Origin of the sequence: Shewanella sp. 10N.7 (assembly GCF_020806285.1) — a bacterium.
GTDB lineage: Bacteria > Pseudomonadota > Gammaproteobacteria > Enterobacterales > Shewanellaceae > Shewanella > Shewanella electrodiphila.
In genome coordinates this window covers 1-16,227 of sequence record NZ_JAJGZS010000009.1, presented here as the reverse complement: position 1 = coordinate 16,227, position 16,227 = coordinate 1, and the positions used below count along the sequence as shown (strand labels likewise).

General features: G+C 41.3%; 14 protein-coding genes. 12 read left to right on the top strand and 2 right to left on the bottom strand.

The genetic code is table 11. The features are described 5' to 3' along the window. The first annotated feature begins 280 nt into the window (after positions 1-280). From LMH66_RS07450 to LMH66_RS07425, 6 genes are all read left to right on the top strand, one after another. Positions 281-1,834: an ammonia-forming cytochrome c nitrite reductase subunit c552 gene (locus LMH66_RS07450; RefSeq protein ID WP_229369119.1), complete on the top strand. Its 1,554-nt coding sequence runs from the start codon at positions 281-283 to the stop codon at positions 1,832-1,834. A gap of 312 nt (positions 1,835-2,146) precedes the next feature. Then, on the top strand, positions 2,147-2,539 hold the full coding sequence (locus tag LMH66_RS07445; RefSeq protein WP_229369118.1) for a ribosome recycling factor family protein: 393 nt from the start codon (positions 2,147-2,149) through the stop codon (positions 2,537-2,539). Positions 2,540-3,007: 468 nt separating this feature from the next. Continuing rightward, positions 3,008-5,833 carry a xanthine dehydrogenase family protein molybdopterin-binding subunit gene (locus LMH66_RS07440; RefSeq protein ID WP_229369117.1) on the top strand — a complete coding sequence of 942 codons (2,826 nt, stop codon included), beginning with the start codon at positions 3,008-3,010 and terminating at the stop codon, positions 5,831-5,833. After that, entirely contained in the window at positions 5,830-6,360 is a 531-nt protein-coding gene (locus LMH66_RS07435) for a (2Fe-2S)-binding protein (protein ID WP_229369116.1), read from the top strand. Before LMH66_RS07440 ends, LMH66_RS07435 begins: the two co-directional genes overlap by 4 nt. A 101-nt stretch (positions 6,361-6,461) precedes the next feature. Then, positions 6,462-6,629 carry a ribosome recycling factor family protein gene (locus LMH66_RS07430; RefSeq protein WP_324295166.1) on the top strand — a complete coding sequence of 56 codons (168 nt, stop codon included), beginning with the start codon at positions 6,462-6,464 and terminating at the stop codon, positions 6,627-6,629. Positions 6,630-6,869: 240 nt separating this feature from the next. Beyond that, positions 6,870-8,480 (top strand): ABC-F family ATPase, encoded by a 1,611-nt coding sequence (locus tag LMH66_RS07425; RefSeq protein ID WP_229369193.1) that lies wholly within the window; start codon positions 6,870-6,872, stop codon positions 8,478-8,480. Between the two features lie 102 nt (positions 8,481-8,582). Here the strand turns inward: LMH66_RS07425 and LMH66_RS07420 are convergent, their stop codons facing one another. Together LMH66_RS07420 and LMH66_RS07415 are read right to left on the bottom strand one after the other, a co-directional pair. Continuing rightward, positions 8,583-9,824, bottom strand: a complete 1,242-nt coding sequence (locus tag LMH66_RS07420) for a 4Fe-4S binding protein (RefSeq protein ID WP_229369115.1) — start codon at positions 9,822-9,824, stop codon at positions 8,583-8,585. A 307-nt stretch (positions 9,825-10,131) separates the two neighbouring features. Next, positions 10,132-10,989, bottom strand: a complete 858-nt coding sequence (locus tag LMH66_RS07415; RefSeq protein ID WP_229369192.1) for a PA4780 family RIO1-like protein kinase — start codon at positions 10,987-10,989, stop codon at positions 10,132-10,134. 219 nt (positions 10,990-11,208) lie between these two features. On the opposite strand from LMH66_RS07415, the gene LMH66_RS07410 reads away from it, so the two are divergent. The 6 genes from LMH66_RS07410 (at position 11,209) to LMH66_RS07385 (ending at position 16,183) form a co-directional block, all read left to right on the top strand. After that, entirely contained in the window at positions 11,209-11,709 is a 501-nt protein-coding gene (locus LMH66_RS07410) for a VF530 family DNA-binding protein (RefSeq protein WP_229369114.1), read from the top strand. 122 nt (positions 11,710-11,831) lie between these two features. Then, positions 11,832-12,122, top strand: a complete 291-nt coding sequence (locus LMH66_RS07405; protein ID WP_420709409.1) for a hypothetical protein — start codon at positions 11,832-11,834, stop codon at positions 12,120-12,122. 57 nt (positions 12,123-12,179) lie between these two features. Then, complete coding sequence (locus LMH66_RS07400) at positions 12,180-13,688, top strand: DASH family cryptochrome (RefSeq protein ID WP_229369113.1); 1,509 nt, start codon at positions 12,180-12,182, stop codon at positions 13,686-13,688. Continuing rightward, the gene (locus tag LMH66_RS07395) at positions 13,681-13,854 is read left to right on the top strand and encodes a DUF2256 domain-containing protein (protein ID WP_420709408.1); all 174 of its coding nucleotides are present in this window, start codon (positions 13,681-13,683) and stop codon (positions 13,852-13,854) included. Before LMH66_RS07400 ends, LMH66_RS07395 begins: the two co-directional genes overlap by 8 nt. Further along, the gene (locus LMH66_RS07390; RefSeq protein WP_229369112.1) at positions 13,847-15,424 is read left to right on the top strand and encodes a cryptochrome/photolyase family protein; all 1,578 of its coding nucleotides are present in this window, start codon (positions 13,847-13,849) and stop codon (positions 15,422-15,424) included. The genes LMH66_RS07395 and LMH66_RS07390 overlap by 8 nt, the downstream gene beginning before the upstream one ends. Positions 15,425-15,496: 72 nt before the next feature. Continuing rightward, positions 15,497-16,183, top strand: a complete 687-nt coding sequence (locus tag LMH66_RS07385) for a flavin reductase family protein (RefSeq protein ID WP_229369191.1) — start codon at positions 15,497-15,499, stop codon at positions 16,181-16,183. Positions 16,184-16,227 lie beyond the last annotated feature (44 nt).

Sequence of the window (16,227 nt, the reverse complement as noted above, 5' to 3'; positions counted from 1 at the left end):
ATTAATGCGCTATTTCATCTAAATAAAATCAATTTAATACCCCTTAGGAGGTATGTCTTTTGTAGATGAAAATTTGAAGTGTGACAAGTAATTAGCTTTGCTTTGGTTATGGTCACATTAATACTGTAAAGCCCTGTCGTGATTAACTTGTTGTGATATTAATTGTTTTAAATTAATTAGATTTTTTAATTTTGAAAGTTTGATTGATGTATTTGGTAAGTGAGATGAACAGATGTATTTATCAAATTATAAATAATAATAATCCCATTGAGGAATGATGATGAAATTAAGAAAAATAGCTGTCGCAGTAATGCTAACAACTGCTTTTACCGGTTACAGTGTGGCGGGCGAAGTCGATTTATATAAAAGTGAAAATTGGCAAAAAACTTTCCCTGAGCAATATAAAACTTGGGCCGAAACTGAAGAAACTACACCAGCTTCAGGTGAATTAGATGATCTATTAGCAAGCAACCCTAACTTAGTCAGCGCTTGGGCAGGTTATGGTTTCGCTAAAGACTACAATCGTGCTCGTGGTCATCACTTTGCATTAACTGATATCGTTAAAACATTACGCGTTGGTCACCCAATGGTAGGCCATGACGGTAAGATGGTTGGTGAAGCAATGGCGGCAAGCTGTTGGTCTTGTAAAACACCTGATGTCGCTCGCATGTATGACGAAGTCGGCGAAGGCAAGTTTTCAGACAATGCATGGTCAACTTGGGGCCACGAGATGTCTAACACCATCGGTTGTGCTGATTGTCATGAATTAGGCAAAGAAGAGATTCGTTTAAGTCGTCCATACACCGACCGCGCTATGAAATCGATTGGTAAAGACTTCGATAAACAAGACGCCACAATGCAGGCCAGTCAGACATGTGCTCAGTGTCACGTTGAATACTACTTCGACGGAACCGATGAGAAGAAAGTTAAATACCCAATGGATTACTGGGTACCTGGTGTTAATACAGACTATAAAGAGTTTGTAGGCTACAAAGGAACTGACGGTTTATATGAAGGTTTTGCTGCTGAAGCACAACTGGCTTACTTTGATAAGCGCGGCTTTAAAGATTGGACCAATGCTGTTTCTGGTGCACCAATGATTAAAGCGCAACACCCAGAGTTTGAAAACATGCTTGATCGTACTGAGCATGCAATGGATAGCCATTTAGAGTTTGGTTGTACAACTTGTCATATGCCTAAAGCTGAAAATGAAAAGGGCGGCAAGTACTCTAATCATAAAGTGACGTTTGAAGCTGAAACATTACCATCAAGCTGCCAAAGCTGTCATGAAGCAGAAGACTTCAAAGAAATCCTTGATGAGCGTAAAGCTGAAATCAATAAGCTACGTTTTGAAGCTGACGGCACAGATCCACGTTTGACTGAAGTGCACTTTAAAGCGCAAGCAATCTGGTCAGCGAATGGTATTGAAGGTTTAGAAGCTGGTAAAGGCATTGCAGTGGCGAAAGGTAACTACGAAGCCGCATTGAAAGCTAAATCAGTACTATCTGGCGAAATGAACAGCTTATTGACCAAAGTGAGAAATGCACAGTGGTTCTGGGATAGTGCAACAGCTTCACATGGTATCCATGCTCATAACCCTGCAGAAGCCATCCGTTTGTTAGAGAAATCTAACGATATTTTAGATGCTGCAATTACTGAAGCTGATGCATTACTGAAAAAGTACGCACCAGAATACAAGTACGATGCCACTAAATACGATACTAAAGCGAAAGTTCAGCCTCTTGTTGGTTTAGACCTTGAAGCAATGAAAGCGTCAAAAGAGCTATTCATTGAAAAGCGTGTAGAAAAAGAATGGCCAGTAGAGCTTAAGTAATTCAGTTACTGACGCTTTAATGAATCAGTGCGATTTGAATAAATAGACTCTCCACTATCACCGTTCAAATCTGTCACTGTGGCAGCAAAATGCCAGTCGATGTTCATCGACTGGCATTTTTTATAAGTAAAACCTTATTGGAGAATGTTTATTATTCGCAATGTGCATCATACGCAATGTGCATCATACGCAATGTATACCATACGCGATGTGCATAAAGATTCGCTTGGCCATTGAAGTCGTTAATAGCGCTATCATCAGTGGGCTAAATCAGTAAAATAGACTTACCTCTTATCAATGCGATATCTCATTTTGAAGGTTCAACACATTACCATTGCTTTACCGTCACTTATTCACCGAATAGGACGGGACAGTGTTAATCAAGCGAAAGTCATTTGCGCTCAATATCAATGTGAACTTAAACGAGTAAGGCGCTCCAGAAACTGGACGCTTGTAGGCGATGCTATCAATGTGCAAACCATAGGAGTGTCGCTTAAAACCAATGATTCAATTACTTTTGCTTATCTGATTAAGAAAATCGATATTGGTTTAATTGGCCATGAAGATAAACTGGAAACCTTAACGCAAAAATTACAACGGCTTATTACTCAAACGCCTAATATTACCCTAGCAGAATTGATGCAATTAACCGATTGTACAGAAGTTGAAGCCCGCACAGCGCGATTTGAGACTGATATTTGGTAGATATGATGATTAATCAGATTATTAAGTGTTGTTATATATGTACTTGTACAGACCTTTTTCTTTAACATGAACCACTTATTTGAATTTTCACTCCCATTTATTATTCCCAATAACGCCTGTTGTTAACCCATCTGTCACTGGTTGTTCATTACGTTTATTGAATGGCATCAATTAGGCTATTTATCATCAAAGCTAAGCCTGATGCTTATTCCTTTGTGTGTCGACAATGTCTTTAGTATCACCATTATTCCCAGGTATATCGTGCATCTCTAATTTAAATCACAATAGATTTGAATCAGTTGCTCAATAGCTGTCTATACTTGCTTACGAGCCATTATTTTGCTTGGTTTTGTATTTTGGACTTAGGTATTTTGGACTTAGGTAATTTGCTTCTCTTAGGCTCATTTCTTTATTTGAAAATGAATGTTAACGATATTTACTCATCAGGTAACTTTAGGAGAGTTAGGTATGAAACAGTGGGAATTATCCCGACGGGACTTCATGAAAAAGTGCGTTATCGGTGGGGTAACTGTTTATAGTGCACCGATGTTATTGCAACAGCAAAGTGCAATGGCTAAAGGTGTTGCTTCTTCACTGGCTGAAACTTGGTATCAAGATGGCAAGCCTGCATTTCGATTTGATGCGATAGAAAAAATCACTGGCGAGAAAATTTACGGCCGTGATTATCGCGCAAAAGATATCCCGTCTTGGCCAGACACTCAGCATCATGCTTTTATTGTGCGAGCTCACATTGCCGATAAAGTGTATCAAGGCCTCGACCTCAGTGTTATTCCTAAAGATCTGACGCCCTACAAAATTATTACAGCTGAAGATTTAGAGAGTAATGATCTAAAGTTACCGCCTTTTTACGGTGATAATATGCTGCTTAAAAAAGGCAGCGCGCCTGATTATTTAGGCCATGAAGTGGCCATTTTATTATTTAATGATTTTGCTCAGTTTTTAAAAGCCAAAATGATGCTGCAATTTCATGAGCATTTTGTGCAATATGGCCCTGAAACCGTGCCTTATAATGCTGCCTCAAAACAACCTTATGCTGGCTGGCGGATTGTCCGTGAAGAGTCAACTAAAGGCTCCCAAGATGATGATATCTACAGTACATATCATTCGGGGCAATTTTTCCCTAAATATGAGGGGCAAAAATTGCTTTGGCCTAACCCAGTAAAAGACAGTGATGATATTGGCGAGCGAGGGATGTATCTTGCGCAGACTCTTCGTCAAGAGATGACATCTAACGATGATTGGTTTGTATTAAATAAACAATACAAAACACAATCGATTGAACCTATGATGTTAGAGCCAGAAGCCTACAACGGCTTTTTCGATAAAAAAAGCCAAACTTTACACGTGGTAATAACGACACAGTCCCCCCAAGATTTTTATCTTCAAGCTGGCAAGGTACTCAGTGAAAGCCCATTAACCCAATCGATTAAAAATCTTGTGGTTCATTCTCCTTATATTGGAGGCGGATTTGGCGGTAAAGACCATACTATTTTTCCGTATTACGGCATGATTGCATCGATTTTTGCAGATGCTCCGGTAAGACTGGCAAATAATCGATTTGAGCAATTTCAGTCAGGACTTAAGCGCCACCCGTTCCATTTTACTAATCAGTTAGCATTTGATAAGTCGAGCCTTAAACTCAAAGGTTTAGTGGCAGGTATGAACTTAGATGGTGGTGGTAGAGAGAATTTTTCCTCATCAGTTGCCATGGTGGGAGCGAGTGCTATTCAAGGCATTTATTACATTCCCAGAAATGATATTGTGGCGACCTGTTTACCATCATATTTGCCGACGGCTGGTTCAATGCGAGGTTACGGTTCTTTGCAATCAATGGCATCTATAGAAATGATGTTTAACGAAGCAGCAGATGAAATGAAGGTGGATCCTTTCAAACTTCGCCGCGTCAATGCCATGGTTAATGGTGACAAAAATACCCAAGGTTCAGTGCCACTTGAAAATATTCGCTACCAAGAAATGCTCGATTTGGCTGAAAAACATGAAATGTGGCAAAACAGGCAAGCCAATAAAACCAAGTTTGACCAAGCCAATCCAGATAAATCAATGGGCGTTGGTTTTGGTTTTGTCAGTAAAGATTACGGCACTGGCTCTAATGCTCCGTCCTCCTATGTTGGTGTAACGCCAGATGGAAAAGTGGTGGTTAAAGTGTTCTCTGTTGAAATGGGTACAGGTACTGATACTTCTCAGGCCAGCTTAATTTCAGAATACTTGGGCTCAGCAGCAGATAACCTTGATATTGCACAAATAGAAGTGTTTGATGCATTGGAGATTTTTGATGATGCTAGCCCGTATATAATGAGCCAAGAACATCAAGACAAAATGGCTAAAAACCCACGTTGGACCCCTATGGTCGTATCAGCATCGTCTGCAAGCCAATCAGCTTTTTTTCAAAGTCATTCGACTAAATATGCAGCCAAAATTTTATTTGAAGAGTCATTGTTTATGGCCGCAAAAGCGATATGGGAAAAGCAAGGTTCTAGCGGTATCACCATTACCGATGTGAGCTGGCAAGGTGGCCAATTGCATGCTAAAGATGCTGAGCCTTTATCACTGTCTATCATATGTAAGAAAGCGCACGCCGAAGGCATGATAACGGGTGTCATGACCCATGGTTTTAATCGTTGGCAATGGGCAACAGCAAAATTTGAACTTAATCAGCAGCAAAAAGAATACCCACTAGATGCCATCGCATTGGAATACGGCATCGGCGCCAATGACGCAGTAAAAGCTAAGCAAAATAAACAGGGCTTTGTGGTGCAAGAAAGACAAGCTGTCAATTATCCAGAAGTAAAGCTCAATAGCGCGATGGTACGTTATTACACTCCTTGTTTAACTATGGTAGAACTTGCTGTTCACAAGGTCTCTGGCGAAGTTGACATTCTTAGAACGCACACATGGATAGAACCTGGAAAAGTGCATGTACGGGAATTAGTTGAAGGACAAATTGAAGGTGGGCTTACCATGGGGATAGGCCATGTACTTCATGAAGCATTACCACAAGATAATACTGGCGCGGGTAATGGGGAGTGGAACATTGACCGCTATAAAGTCCCGTTTGCCAAAGACAATGGTGTGTGGACTCTTGACTACACGCTCCTACCGACTATTGATGGAAGTGATGAATCAAAAGGCTTAGCTGAAGTGGTGATGATCCCAATTGTTCCCGCGGTTGTTGAGGCGATTTATCAAGCCACTGAAAAACGTTTCTACCATTTACCTATTACAGCTAAAGATATTTCGGAGGCCAATGCATGAGCACGTTAAACTTAACCATCAATGGTAAGCAATATGGGCCACTTGAGATAGACCCAGGCATGCCAATGGTCAACTTTTTACATGAGTACCTTAACCTTACTGGGACTAAATTTGGCTGTGGCGAAGGTATTTGTCATGCTTGTGTGGTGATTGTAGATAATGATGATGGCACCTCAAGCACTAGGCGGACTTGTATTGCAAATGTCATGCTTTTTAATAACCTGAATATTAGAACCATTGAAGGCCATGCAACCAAAAATAACGTGGGTGAAATTATCGCCCTGCATCCTGTGCAAGATGCTTTTATCAAAAACTTTGCGTTTCAATGTGGTTGGTGCGCCCCTGGTTTTACTAATGAAACAGTGGCATTGATTGAAAAACTGAAACAAAAACCCATCGCGAAAGACCAAGTAGAGCGGGTGATTGAAGATACCTTAGGAGAGCATGTCTGTCGTTGTACTGGATATGTGCGTTACTTTAAAGCAGCTAAAAACCTGATTTTGGCGACCAAAGGCTTAACTATTTAACGATAATAAATGGTTACGTAATCTATAGCGCATTCCTTGTAATGGGAATGCGCTTTTATTTAAAGCAATAATAGAAACGTTCAAGGTAGCTAACGTCCAGGATAAATTCATTTTTAAAGGCTAAGGATGTTCAATTGGTCGAGCATGTCGATAAACTAATACGGTTAATTACTGAACCTCCCAATATCACTTTATCAGTACTTATTCAGTTAACTCAGTGCATTGAAGCTGAAGCAAGAACTGCAAGATTTGATGCAGATACTTGGTGAAGGCAGAATCAGATTTAATTGGCTGCCCGCTTAGAGTAACAGAGGGAGCTTAACTAACTTCCATAAAACACGTGTTTTGCATCACATTCAGCTTATTAAATAATGCCCCGACCTAGACTTTATCATTATCTATAGCTATCTATGTGGGATTAGCTCTATCTAAAAAACTGCATACTCTGTATACTGCCGCGCTGCTTTTAAAGCTCATTTATTCGACTATTTACCCCGAGGATTGCCGTTATCATTAGTACAAACAACATCACCATGCAGTTTGGCGCTGAGCCATTGTTTGAAAACATTTCTGCTAAATTTGGCCACGGCAACCGCTACGGTCTGATCGGCGCAAATGGTTGTGGTAAATCCACCTTCATGAAAATCCTCAGTGGTGCGTTAGCACCAAGCTCTGGCAATGTCTCAATTACACCGGGCTTAAAAGTCGGTACCTTGAGCCAAGACCAGTTTGCTTTTGAGCAATACAGTGTGGTTGATACTGTGATCATGGGCGATGCAAAACTGTGGGAAGTGAAGCAAGAGCGTGATCGTATTTACTCTCTGCCAGAAATGAGCGAAGAAGACGGCATGAAAGTGGCCGATCTTGAAAGTGAGTTTGCTGAAATGGATGGCTACAGCGCAGAATCTCGTGCTGGTGAAATTCTATTAGAAGCGGGTATTGAAGAAAGCTTTCATTTTGGCTTGATGCAACAAGTTGCACCAGGCTGGAAACTCAGGGTGTTACTGGCGCAAGCATTATTCTCAAACCCAGATATTTTGCTACTTGATGAACCGACCAACAACTTGGATATTCATACCATTTCTTGGTTAGCAGGCGAGCTTAACAAGCGTAAGTGCACCATGATTATCATTTCACATGATAGACATTTCTTGAATTCAGTTTGTACTCATATGGCTGATATCGATTATGGTGAGCTGCGTGTTTATCCGGGTAACTACGAATACTTCCTTGAAGCGTCTGGTCTTATTCAAGAGCAGCTATTGGCAGGCAATGCTAAAAAGAGTGCTGAAATGGCAGAGCTGCAAGACTTTGTTAACCGTTTTGGTGCCAATGCATCTAAAGCGAAACAAGCAAGCTCACGTGCTAAAAAACTAGATAAAATCAGTTTAGATGAAGTGAAATCGTCAAGCCGTATGACACCATCATTGCGCTTTGATGAAAGTAAAAAAATGCATCGCCAAGCATTAGTGATTGAAGAATTAGGCCATGGCTTTGATGGCGAACCGTTATTTGCTGGTGGTGATTTAATTTTAGAAGCGGGCGCTAAGCTTGCGGTTATCGGTGAAAACGGTGTGGGTAAAACCACATTGCTGCGTTGTTTAGTCAATGAGCTAGCGAATAATCACGGCACGATTAAGTGGTCTGAAAACGCTGCAATTGGTTATTGCCCGCAAGATAGCAGCAAAGACTTTGATAATGATTTATCGCTATTTGATTGGATGTCGCAGTGGCGTACCCCTAAACATAACGACCTTATGGTACGTGGTATGTTAGGTCGTTTGTTATTTACTGAAGATGACGCCAACAAGAAAGCAAAAAATTGTTCAGGTGGTGAGAAAAACCGTCTGTTATACGGCAAGTTAATGATGCAAGATATCAACGTGTTAGTCATGGATGAACCGACTAACCACATGGACATGGAAGCCATTGAAGCGTTGAACAATGCACTTAAGTTGTTTGAAGGTACGTTAATATTCGTCAGTCATGACCGTGAGTTTGTATCATCATTGGCGACGCACATTATTGATGTAAGAGATCAACAACTCGTCAGCTTCCACGGCAGCTTTGATGAATACTTAGCTAGCCAAGCTGAAGCCGCTGCACTCGCAGGTAAATAAGCACTGCAATTTAGATTTTTCCGCTGATAATAAAATGCCGCTAACTTAATGGTTAGCGGCATTTTTTATGTCAGCTTGTTCTAGACAATTTATTTTTGATAATCAGTGGCCAATACTATTGAGGTGTTGGATTAACATCATTCGGATCTCTGTTGGAGTTTCACTATGCCAAAATCCGCCGACATACGCCCAAAGTGGGATCATAAATAACAGCATCAAGACTAGGACTGCTAAGCCTCTATATGACATTACCATTCCCCATCGAGTACTAAAATGTAGCGCCTCTTTTTTAGGGCAAGCTGAGATACAGTTCATGCAGGCTTGGCACTCATCACTGCGAATGGTGGTTTGGGTATGCACGATAATATTAGCGGGACATGCGCGGGTGCACTTGTCACATTTCATGCCTTTACCTTCAATAAGGCATTGCTCAGTTGTGCGGCGAATTTTAAATGGGCTTAAAAAACTAACCAGTCCAAGCAGTGCGCCATAAGGACAGATATAACGACAGAACCCCTGTCGCTTCCAAGCCGCTATTGCCAGAATTAAACTAAAACACATTAAGCTTATTGCAGTGGGACTTAAGAAAAACAGCGCCATCTTAAGGTCGGCAACCTTGTGATAATAACCATCTAAGTAATGTGGAATGCTGGCTAGTGGCATAGTGAACACTAACAAAACCAGTGCTGCCAATAGCAAGTACTTTATCATGCGTAGTATCCAGTCTAACCAAGCGGGTGGTGCAAGCTCCTGTTTGATAAAGCGCTTTCTTAAGCTATATAAGTAATCGCCCGCTAACCCAAGCGGGCAGGCCCAGCCACAAAATGCACGTTTGCATAATAACCCTGTCAGTAATACCACGACTAGCATGACTGCAGCTGCTGGATGATTTTGATCCCACAGCCCTAGACCTAAAATGGCTTTAAGCTCAATACCGCCAGCAATAGGCAAAAAGGCATCACCAATATCAGGGCGTACTAACCAAGGGGTTATTTCAGCCTTTAACAATGCGGCATTGATGGCAAATTGAATCCCAACAAGCATCATCGACAGGGCGAGGGCATGCCTGATCATTTCTTTTAATTGATTGGCTTTATTGCCTTTAACGCGTTGACCGTCAATGACACCGCCTTGGGCAAGCGCAGGCTGAAACTTATTGAATAAGGGTAGTAAGAGTAAAGATAAACCTAGGCCGACAAATAGTGGCCAATGCAAGCTGATAACTAGAGCTGCCATTAACAGTGCGCCACACAAAGCTGCGCCCCATTTTTGTTTACTCCAATACAGTAAACTGATGCTGTATACCAAGGCTAATACCAAGGTGATTGATTCGATCGTGCTCATATGCTGATTTCTAAAAAGTGTGAATACTAATGAGAGTGCAGAGCGCTGGTGCTAGTTCGTTGGTTTGATTAAGGATGTGAATCAGCTCGAAAAAATAACCAATAAGTATGCAAAGTAATTGAGCTATATCACTAACCTTGGATTAACAATTGAAACAGTCTGGTATTTTGATTTTAATCTGTTAGGAATTCTTTTTAGCGTTGTTTATTTGAAACCTTTAATAACAAGCTTGAATGGATGCGTTAATAAGGGCATTGCTTATTAACGCATCAGAGGGCCTCGCTATATTATTAATAGCTAAAGCTAGTTAAAACTCTTCATTTGCCTCAACAATGCGCTGTAATCTTTCTTGCTCTTCCTCTTTAGCTGCATTGATTTCTTCAAGCACTGAATCCACATCAGCTACATGTTCACTTTCAGTAAATTCGCCTGTGAGTACCGACTCTGGCGTAAGTTCACCGGCTTCAAAAAGCGCCCACATTTCTTTGGCATATTGAGTCTTGGCAAGTTCCGGCGCAAATTGGCTGTAATACTGAGTCATGTTGTTCACATCTCGGGCGAACATCCATACAGCGTTGTTGTTTGCAGCGGCATCGACAGCCTGAGGTAAGTCGATAATCACAGGGCCTTTGTCATCAACTAATACATTAAATTCAGACAGATCGCCGTGGATCAACCCCGCACACAGCATCAGTTTGGCATACTCGATCATACTGGCATGATCGCGCACAGCGTCTTCATGAGAAAACACCACATCGTTTAATCTAGGAGCCACAAAACCGTCAGTGTCGGTAACCAGCTCCATTAGCAACACGCCTGAAAAACAGCCGTAGGGTTCAGGTACACGAACGCCTGCTGCGGCAAGCTTATACAGGGCATCCACTTCGGCATTTTGCCAAGCTTCTTCTTGCTGGTCACGGCCGAATTTAGAGCCTTTTTCCATGGCTCTGGCACGGCGGCTATTGCGGACCTTTCTTCCCTCTTGGTATTGAACAGCTTGTTTAAAGCTGCGCTTATCAACATCTTTGTAGACTTTTGCGCAGCGAATATCATCGCCGCAGCGCACTACATATACACTGGCTTCCTTGCCGCTCATTAATTGGCGCAGGACGTCGTCGACTAAGCCTTCTTCAACCAGAGGTTGGATTCGTTTGGGGATTTTCATTGCGCCGTTATACCGTAAATAGCGAGTAGATGGAATGCTCAATCAGTAGAATAGCCTTAAAAGGCTAACTTTGGTTGAGATGAGGCTTTTTAGGATAAACATAGGTTGATGATAGCTATGCTAGGTAGTTGCTTGCTATCATTGCTATCTTACTCAATGCTTATTAGCATTATTTAAATCGAACGATTGATAGCAAATTGGCAGTTAATAGGATCTTTCATGATTGAATTACAGCAAAATAACCCACTACATGGTTTAAAGTCAGAAACCATGGTGTCAGAGCTAGTGGACTTTTATGATTGGAAGATTTTGTACGCAGCGCTGCGTTTAGAGTGTTTTAACAATAATCCTAGCATGGAATCATGCCTTAAGTTTTTAAAGAAAACTGAATGGGCGAGAGAACGTGTTGAAAGCTTTTACTTATATCGTTTTAAAAGTATGCCTAAAGGTAGTGCGGCTCAGTTTGAATTAAAGCCTCGCGAACGTGGTTTTGCTGACGGTATTGTGCCTCGCAAACCACAAGAATTAACCGTTGAGTTGATTGCAGAAATGCGTGAAAAAGCCACTGCTGACTATGAAGAAATGAAGCGTAATAATAATGATCGCCCTAAGCAGTACGGCAAAGATAAGCCGAGAGCACAGGATGGTTACGCGCAAAACAAACCTAAAGGCAATCGCCCTGCACCATCACAAGACCCGTCTAACCCTTGGGGTAAGTAGAGCAACCGTTGCATATCAGCTGCTAAGTAGCAGCTGATTAAAGTTAATCGTTTTATTATTAATTGAGCTAATATAATAACCAAAGTTCAATACTGAATAAGAATGAGGAATAATCAGCGATGATAAAAGCATCAACACTGATTGTAATGCTCAGGATCAGTATTTGCTGTGGTATCAGTCTTATCTTACTCGGTATTTACCTGCATAACTTTAATCATACTGTCGAGCTGATGGGCATTAAAGGCATTATCCTCAGCGCCATGTGTGTTGCCTTTGGTATGGTGTTATCACTGCCGACGAAAATGTATTTAACCTTGCTACTGGTTAATCACGAAAATCATCAGCGTGAACTTGAGTCTGCAATTTCACAGCAAGATAAAACGTCCCAAGCCCAACCTAAATCATCTAAGTAAACCTTTCCCCTTTCTGGTTCGTATCAAAGATATGTTTGAATCATCTTTGGGTATATTTTGTCAGAAGAACGCTCCTTATTTGTTTTTACTCAAGATCTCCGCTTGCAGGATAATTTGGCGCTAAATGCGTTATTGGTCGATATCTTAGCATCAGAGTCTCAGCGGAAAACTGAATTACCCGTAGCGTTTGCTTATGTGTTCGATGAACGCTGGTTCAAATCCATTCGATACCAGCAACAATCCATGGGACAGCATAAGCTGGCATTTTTGCTGCAATCGTTAGCAGACTTGCAGCAGCAACTTGAATCATTAGGGCACAAGCTGCATTTATGCATTGGCGACCCTGTTACTGTTATTAGCGATTTAGTGCAGCAAAATAGCATCAAAACCCTAGGGTACAGTAAACAAGTGGGCTGGGATGAAAGGCAAATATGGCAACAAGTCGCTAAGCGACAACCTCAATTACGGTTAATATCAGAATGGAATAATGGATTATTCAACCAACAGCAAATTACCCCTTATGTAAATGCGATGACGAGCTTCTCGCAATTTCGCCGAAAAGTTGAAAAAACAGGGCTATCAGTCGAGCAACCTTGCAACACATTTAATGGTATTAGTACGCAGTCTTTATCGTTGGTTAGCGGTGCAGTAACCGATTTAAGCCAATTTCAAGCAACGAAGTCGGCGTTGTTTTCTGGTGGTGAGCAAGCGGCTCAACAGCATGTATCACACTACTTTTCAAAATCTTATCCCAGCGAGTATAAACAGACTCGTAATGAATTAGACGGTATTGAAAACTCGACTAAATTTAGCCCTTTCCTCGCTATGGGAAATATATCAGCACGGCAAATATGGGCGCAGCTTAAACAATATGAGCAAATTCATGGTGCTAACGATTCCACTTATTGGATAGGATTTGAATTGTTATGGCGTGAGTATTTTCATTGGTTAGCATTGCAACACGGAACTCAACTTTATCGCTTTAAAGGCCAAGCGGCTAAGCCGCCATTAACCAGCTTTTTTCCAGAGCGATTTAGCAAATGGTGTTTAGGTAGCACTCCTTATCCATTAGTGAATGCCTGCATGAAGCAACTGAATGGTACTGGATATATATCAAATCGAGGCAGGCAAATTGTGGCCAGTTGTTTAGTCAATGAACTGGGTGTTGATTGGCGTTTTGGCGCAGCCTACTTTGAGCAACAGCTGATTGATTATGATGTGGCATCCAATTGGGGCAATTGGCAATACATTGCAGGAGTTGGCGTAGATCCTCGTGGAGGGCGGCACTTCAATATCGAAAAACAGACTCAGCAATATGATCCAAACGGTGATTTTATTGCTCATTGGTGTTCGTCACCCAATGATTGCAGCCTTGATAAAACACTTCTGGATTCAGTAAATATTGATGACTGGCCTATTGATTGCGAGCCTATTGATTCCAAGCTTATTGATTCCAAGCCTATTGATTCCAAGCTTATTAAACACAGGCCTATAGAAGATGTTCTAGTGGATAAAAAGTCGCATAGTAAGAGCAAGTTAAATAAGCGTGATTTTCTCCATGAATAGGGCCTGTCGTGAAAACTCTGCGAGCAGAACGTCGTTTACTGATAAGACTTGCCCTGTCTGTTTGCGACCATTTAGCTGGCGTAAAAAGTGGCACAAAGACTGGGCTAATGTGAAGTACTGCTCTAAGCGATGTGCTGGTGAGCGTAACAGGAGTAAACATGATTAAAGCGAAACGTTTACGTCTTATTCTTGGCGATCAGCTTAATGCTTCACATTCGTGGTTTGCAGATAAACACCCTGACACTGTTTATCTCATCGCTGAGCTAAAGCAAGAGGCAAACTATACTCGTCATCACGGACAAAAAATCTGCGCATTTTTTGCAGCCATGGAACAATTTGCACAAGCGCTTAGGCAAGCTGGGCATCAGGTATTGCACTTGACCTTAGATGATACCGCTTTGTATTCAGATCTTGTGGAGTTACTCAATAGGTTATTTATTCAATATGGTATCAAGCAATTTGAATATCAGTTGCCAGATGAGTATCGCTTAAGGGAGCAACTGCGTTGTTTTTGTGCAAGTCATGCAATTGAAAGTTTGGCCTATGAAAGCGAACATTTTTATCTGTCTGATGCTGAATTAAGTCATGATTTTAAAGCATCAACAAAGCATAGGATGGAGCACTTTTATCGCAAAATGAGGAAACGGTTTAACTTATTAATGGAAGGGCAGGAGCCAGCGGGAGGTAAATGGAATTTTGATGCGGATAACCGCCAAAAACTTAAATCAAATGACTTGCCTGATATTCCTGAGCCGCTTATTTTCGAGAATGATGTTAGTGCGATTATCGACAGGATAACGCGGCATAACATCAAAATAATAGGGCGGATGTCATCTCGCTTACTATGGCCTGTAACACGCCAGCAATCGATTCAATTACTAGAGCATTTTTGCCGTAATTGCTTAATTCGTTTCGGAACGTTTCAAGATGCAATGACCTCAAAAGCAGATACCTTGTTAGCACAGCGTCAATGGAGCTTATATCACAGCAGGCTATCGTTTGCGTTGAACAGCAAAATACTCAGTCCACAGCGAGTTATTGATACCGCTATTGGTTTTTATCAGCAAAGCCTGCATGGCGACAATCCCATTTCTCTCGCGCAAATTGAAGGCTTTGTTAGGCAAATTTTGGGATGGCGTGAATTTGTTCGGGGGATTTATTGGGCCAATATGCCTGTATATGGTCAACTAAATCATTTGGATGCTACACGCAATTTACCTCAATGGTTTTGGGATGCTAATACCAAAATGAACTGCCAGCATCATACGGTCAAACAATCCCTTGATTATGCTTATGCCCATCATATTCAGCGGTTGATGGTCACGGGTAATTTTTGTCTAATTACTGGCATTAACCCTGATGAAGTCGATGATTGGTATTTAGGTATTTATATCGATGCCATTGAATGGGTTGAAATGCCTAATACTAGAGGCATGAGCCAGTTCGCTGATGGCGGTATTGTTGGCTCAAAAGCCTATGCTGCCAGTGGTAACTACATCAATAAAATGAGCGACTATTGCTCAAGTTGCCATTACAAAGTCAATAAAATCGATACTGATGATGCATGCCCGCTAAATTCTTTATATTGGCACTTTATGGACAAACATCAACACAGTTTTAATGGTAATCCGCGAACAAGAATGGTGTATGCCAACTGGCTTAAAAAGCCACAGGCTGATAAGGCTCGTATTCTAGAACATGCTCAAGGGTTATTAGCTAATCTAGACGCGCTTTAATTGGGACGATAAGTCACATACATCAATTAATCCAAACAGTTATATCAAAAGCAGTGAGTTAAACAGATGACAATGAAACATTTCAGCACAAAGGCAATAGGCGAGTTAGAGTCACGACAGCGAGCGCGCTTTATTAATAGTTTGTCAGGGTTTAAAAGTGCAAATTTGGTTGGCACTATCGATAATAAAGGGGTTACCAATGTGTCGATAGTGAGCTCGGTGTTTCATATTGGTGCATCGCCCGCGTTGTTGGGCATGATCATCAGGCCCACAGCTGTTCAGGTTAAAGAACAGGCGCAAACAGCAACTCATCCTCAATCTGTTCCAAGGGATACTTTAGCCAATATTGAGCAAACAGGAGTTTATACTCTTAATCATGTATGTGTAGATATATACCAACAAGCGCACCAAACTTCAGCGCGATATGATGCTGAGGTTTCAGAATTTGATGCTGTTGGTCTGACAGAAAGTTACTTAGACGATGTCGCTGCTCCCTTTGTGTTAGAAAGTCAGCTTAAATTTTCATTATCGGTAAGAGAAATCACGCCGCTAAAAATTAACAACACGATATTAATTATCGGGGAAGTGACCCAGGTTTTAGTGGATGATAAAGCGGTAAAAGCTGATGGTTATATCGATATTGAAGCGCTTAATACTACTGCAATATCAGGGCTTGATAGTTATCATGTTACTGAAAGATTAGCCCGCCTCAGTTATGCCAAAGCAGATCAAACATTGTCAAAAATAGCGAATTCATAGGGCCTGTTGATCTTTGCTGGTTAAGTTTTGTTCGAAATAAAAGC

Coding starts and splice junctions, on each gene's coding strand:
- LMH66_RS07450 (WP_229369119.1), top strand. CDS start 281: ATGAAATTAAGAAAAATAGCTGTCGCAGTAATGCTAACAACTGCTTTT.
- LMH66_RS07440 (WP_229369117.1), top strand. CDS start 3,008: ATGAAACAGTGGGAATTATCCCGACGGGACTTCATGAAAAAGTGCGTT.
- LMH66_RS07435 (WP_229369116.1), top strand. CDS start 5,830: ATGAGCACGTTAAACTTAACCATCAATGGTAAGCAATATGGGCCACTT.
- LMH66_RS07420 (WP_229369115.1), bottom strand. CDS start 9,824: ATGAGCACGATCGAATCAATCACCTTGGTATTAGCCTTGGTATACAGC.
- LMH66_RS07415 (WP_229369192.1), bottom strand. CDS start 10,989: ATGAAAATCCCCAAACGAATCCAACCTCTGGTTGAAGAAGGCTTAGTC.
- LMH66_RS07410 (WP_229369114.1), top strand. CDS start 11,209: ATGATTGAATTACAGCAAAATAACCCACTACATGGTTTAAAGTCAGAA.
- LMH66_RS07395 (WP_420709408.1), top strand. CDS start 13,681: ATGAATAGGGCCTGTCGTGAAAACTCTGCGAGCAGAACGTCGTTTACT.
- LMH66_RS07390 (WP_229369112.1), top strand. CDS start 13,847: ATGATTAAAGCGAAACGTTTACGTCTTATTCTTGGCGATCAGCTTAAT.
- LMH66_RS07385 (WP_229369191.1), top strand. CDS start 15,497: ATGAAACATTTCAGCACAAAGGCAATAGGCGAGTTAGAGTCACGACAG.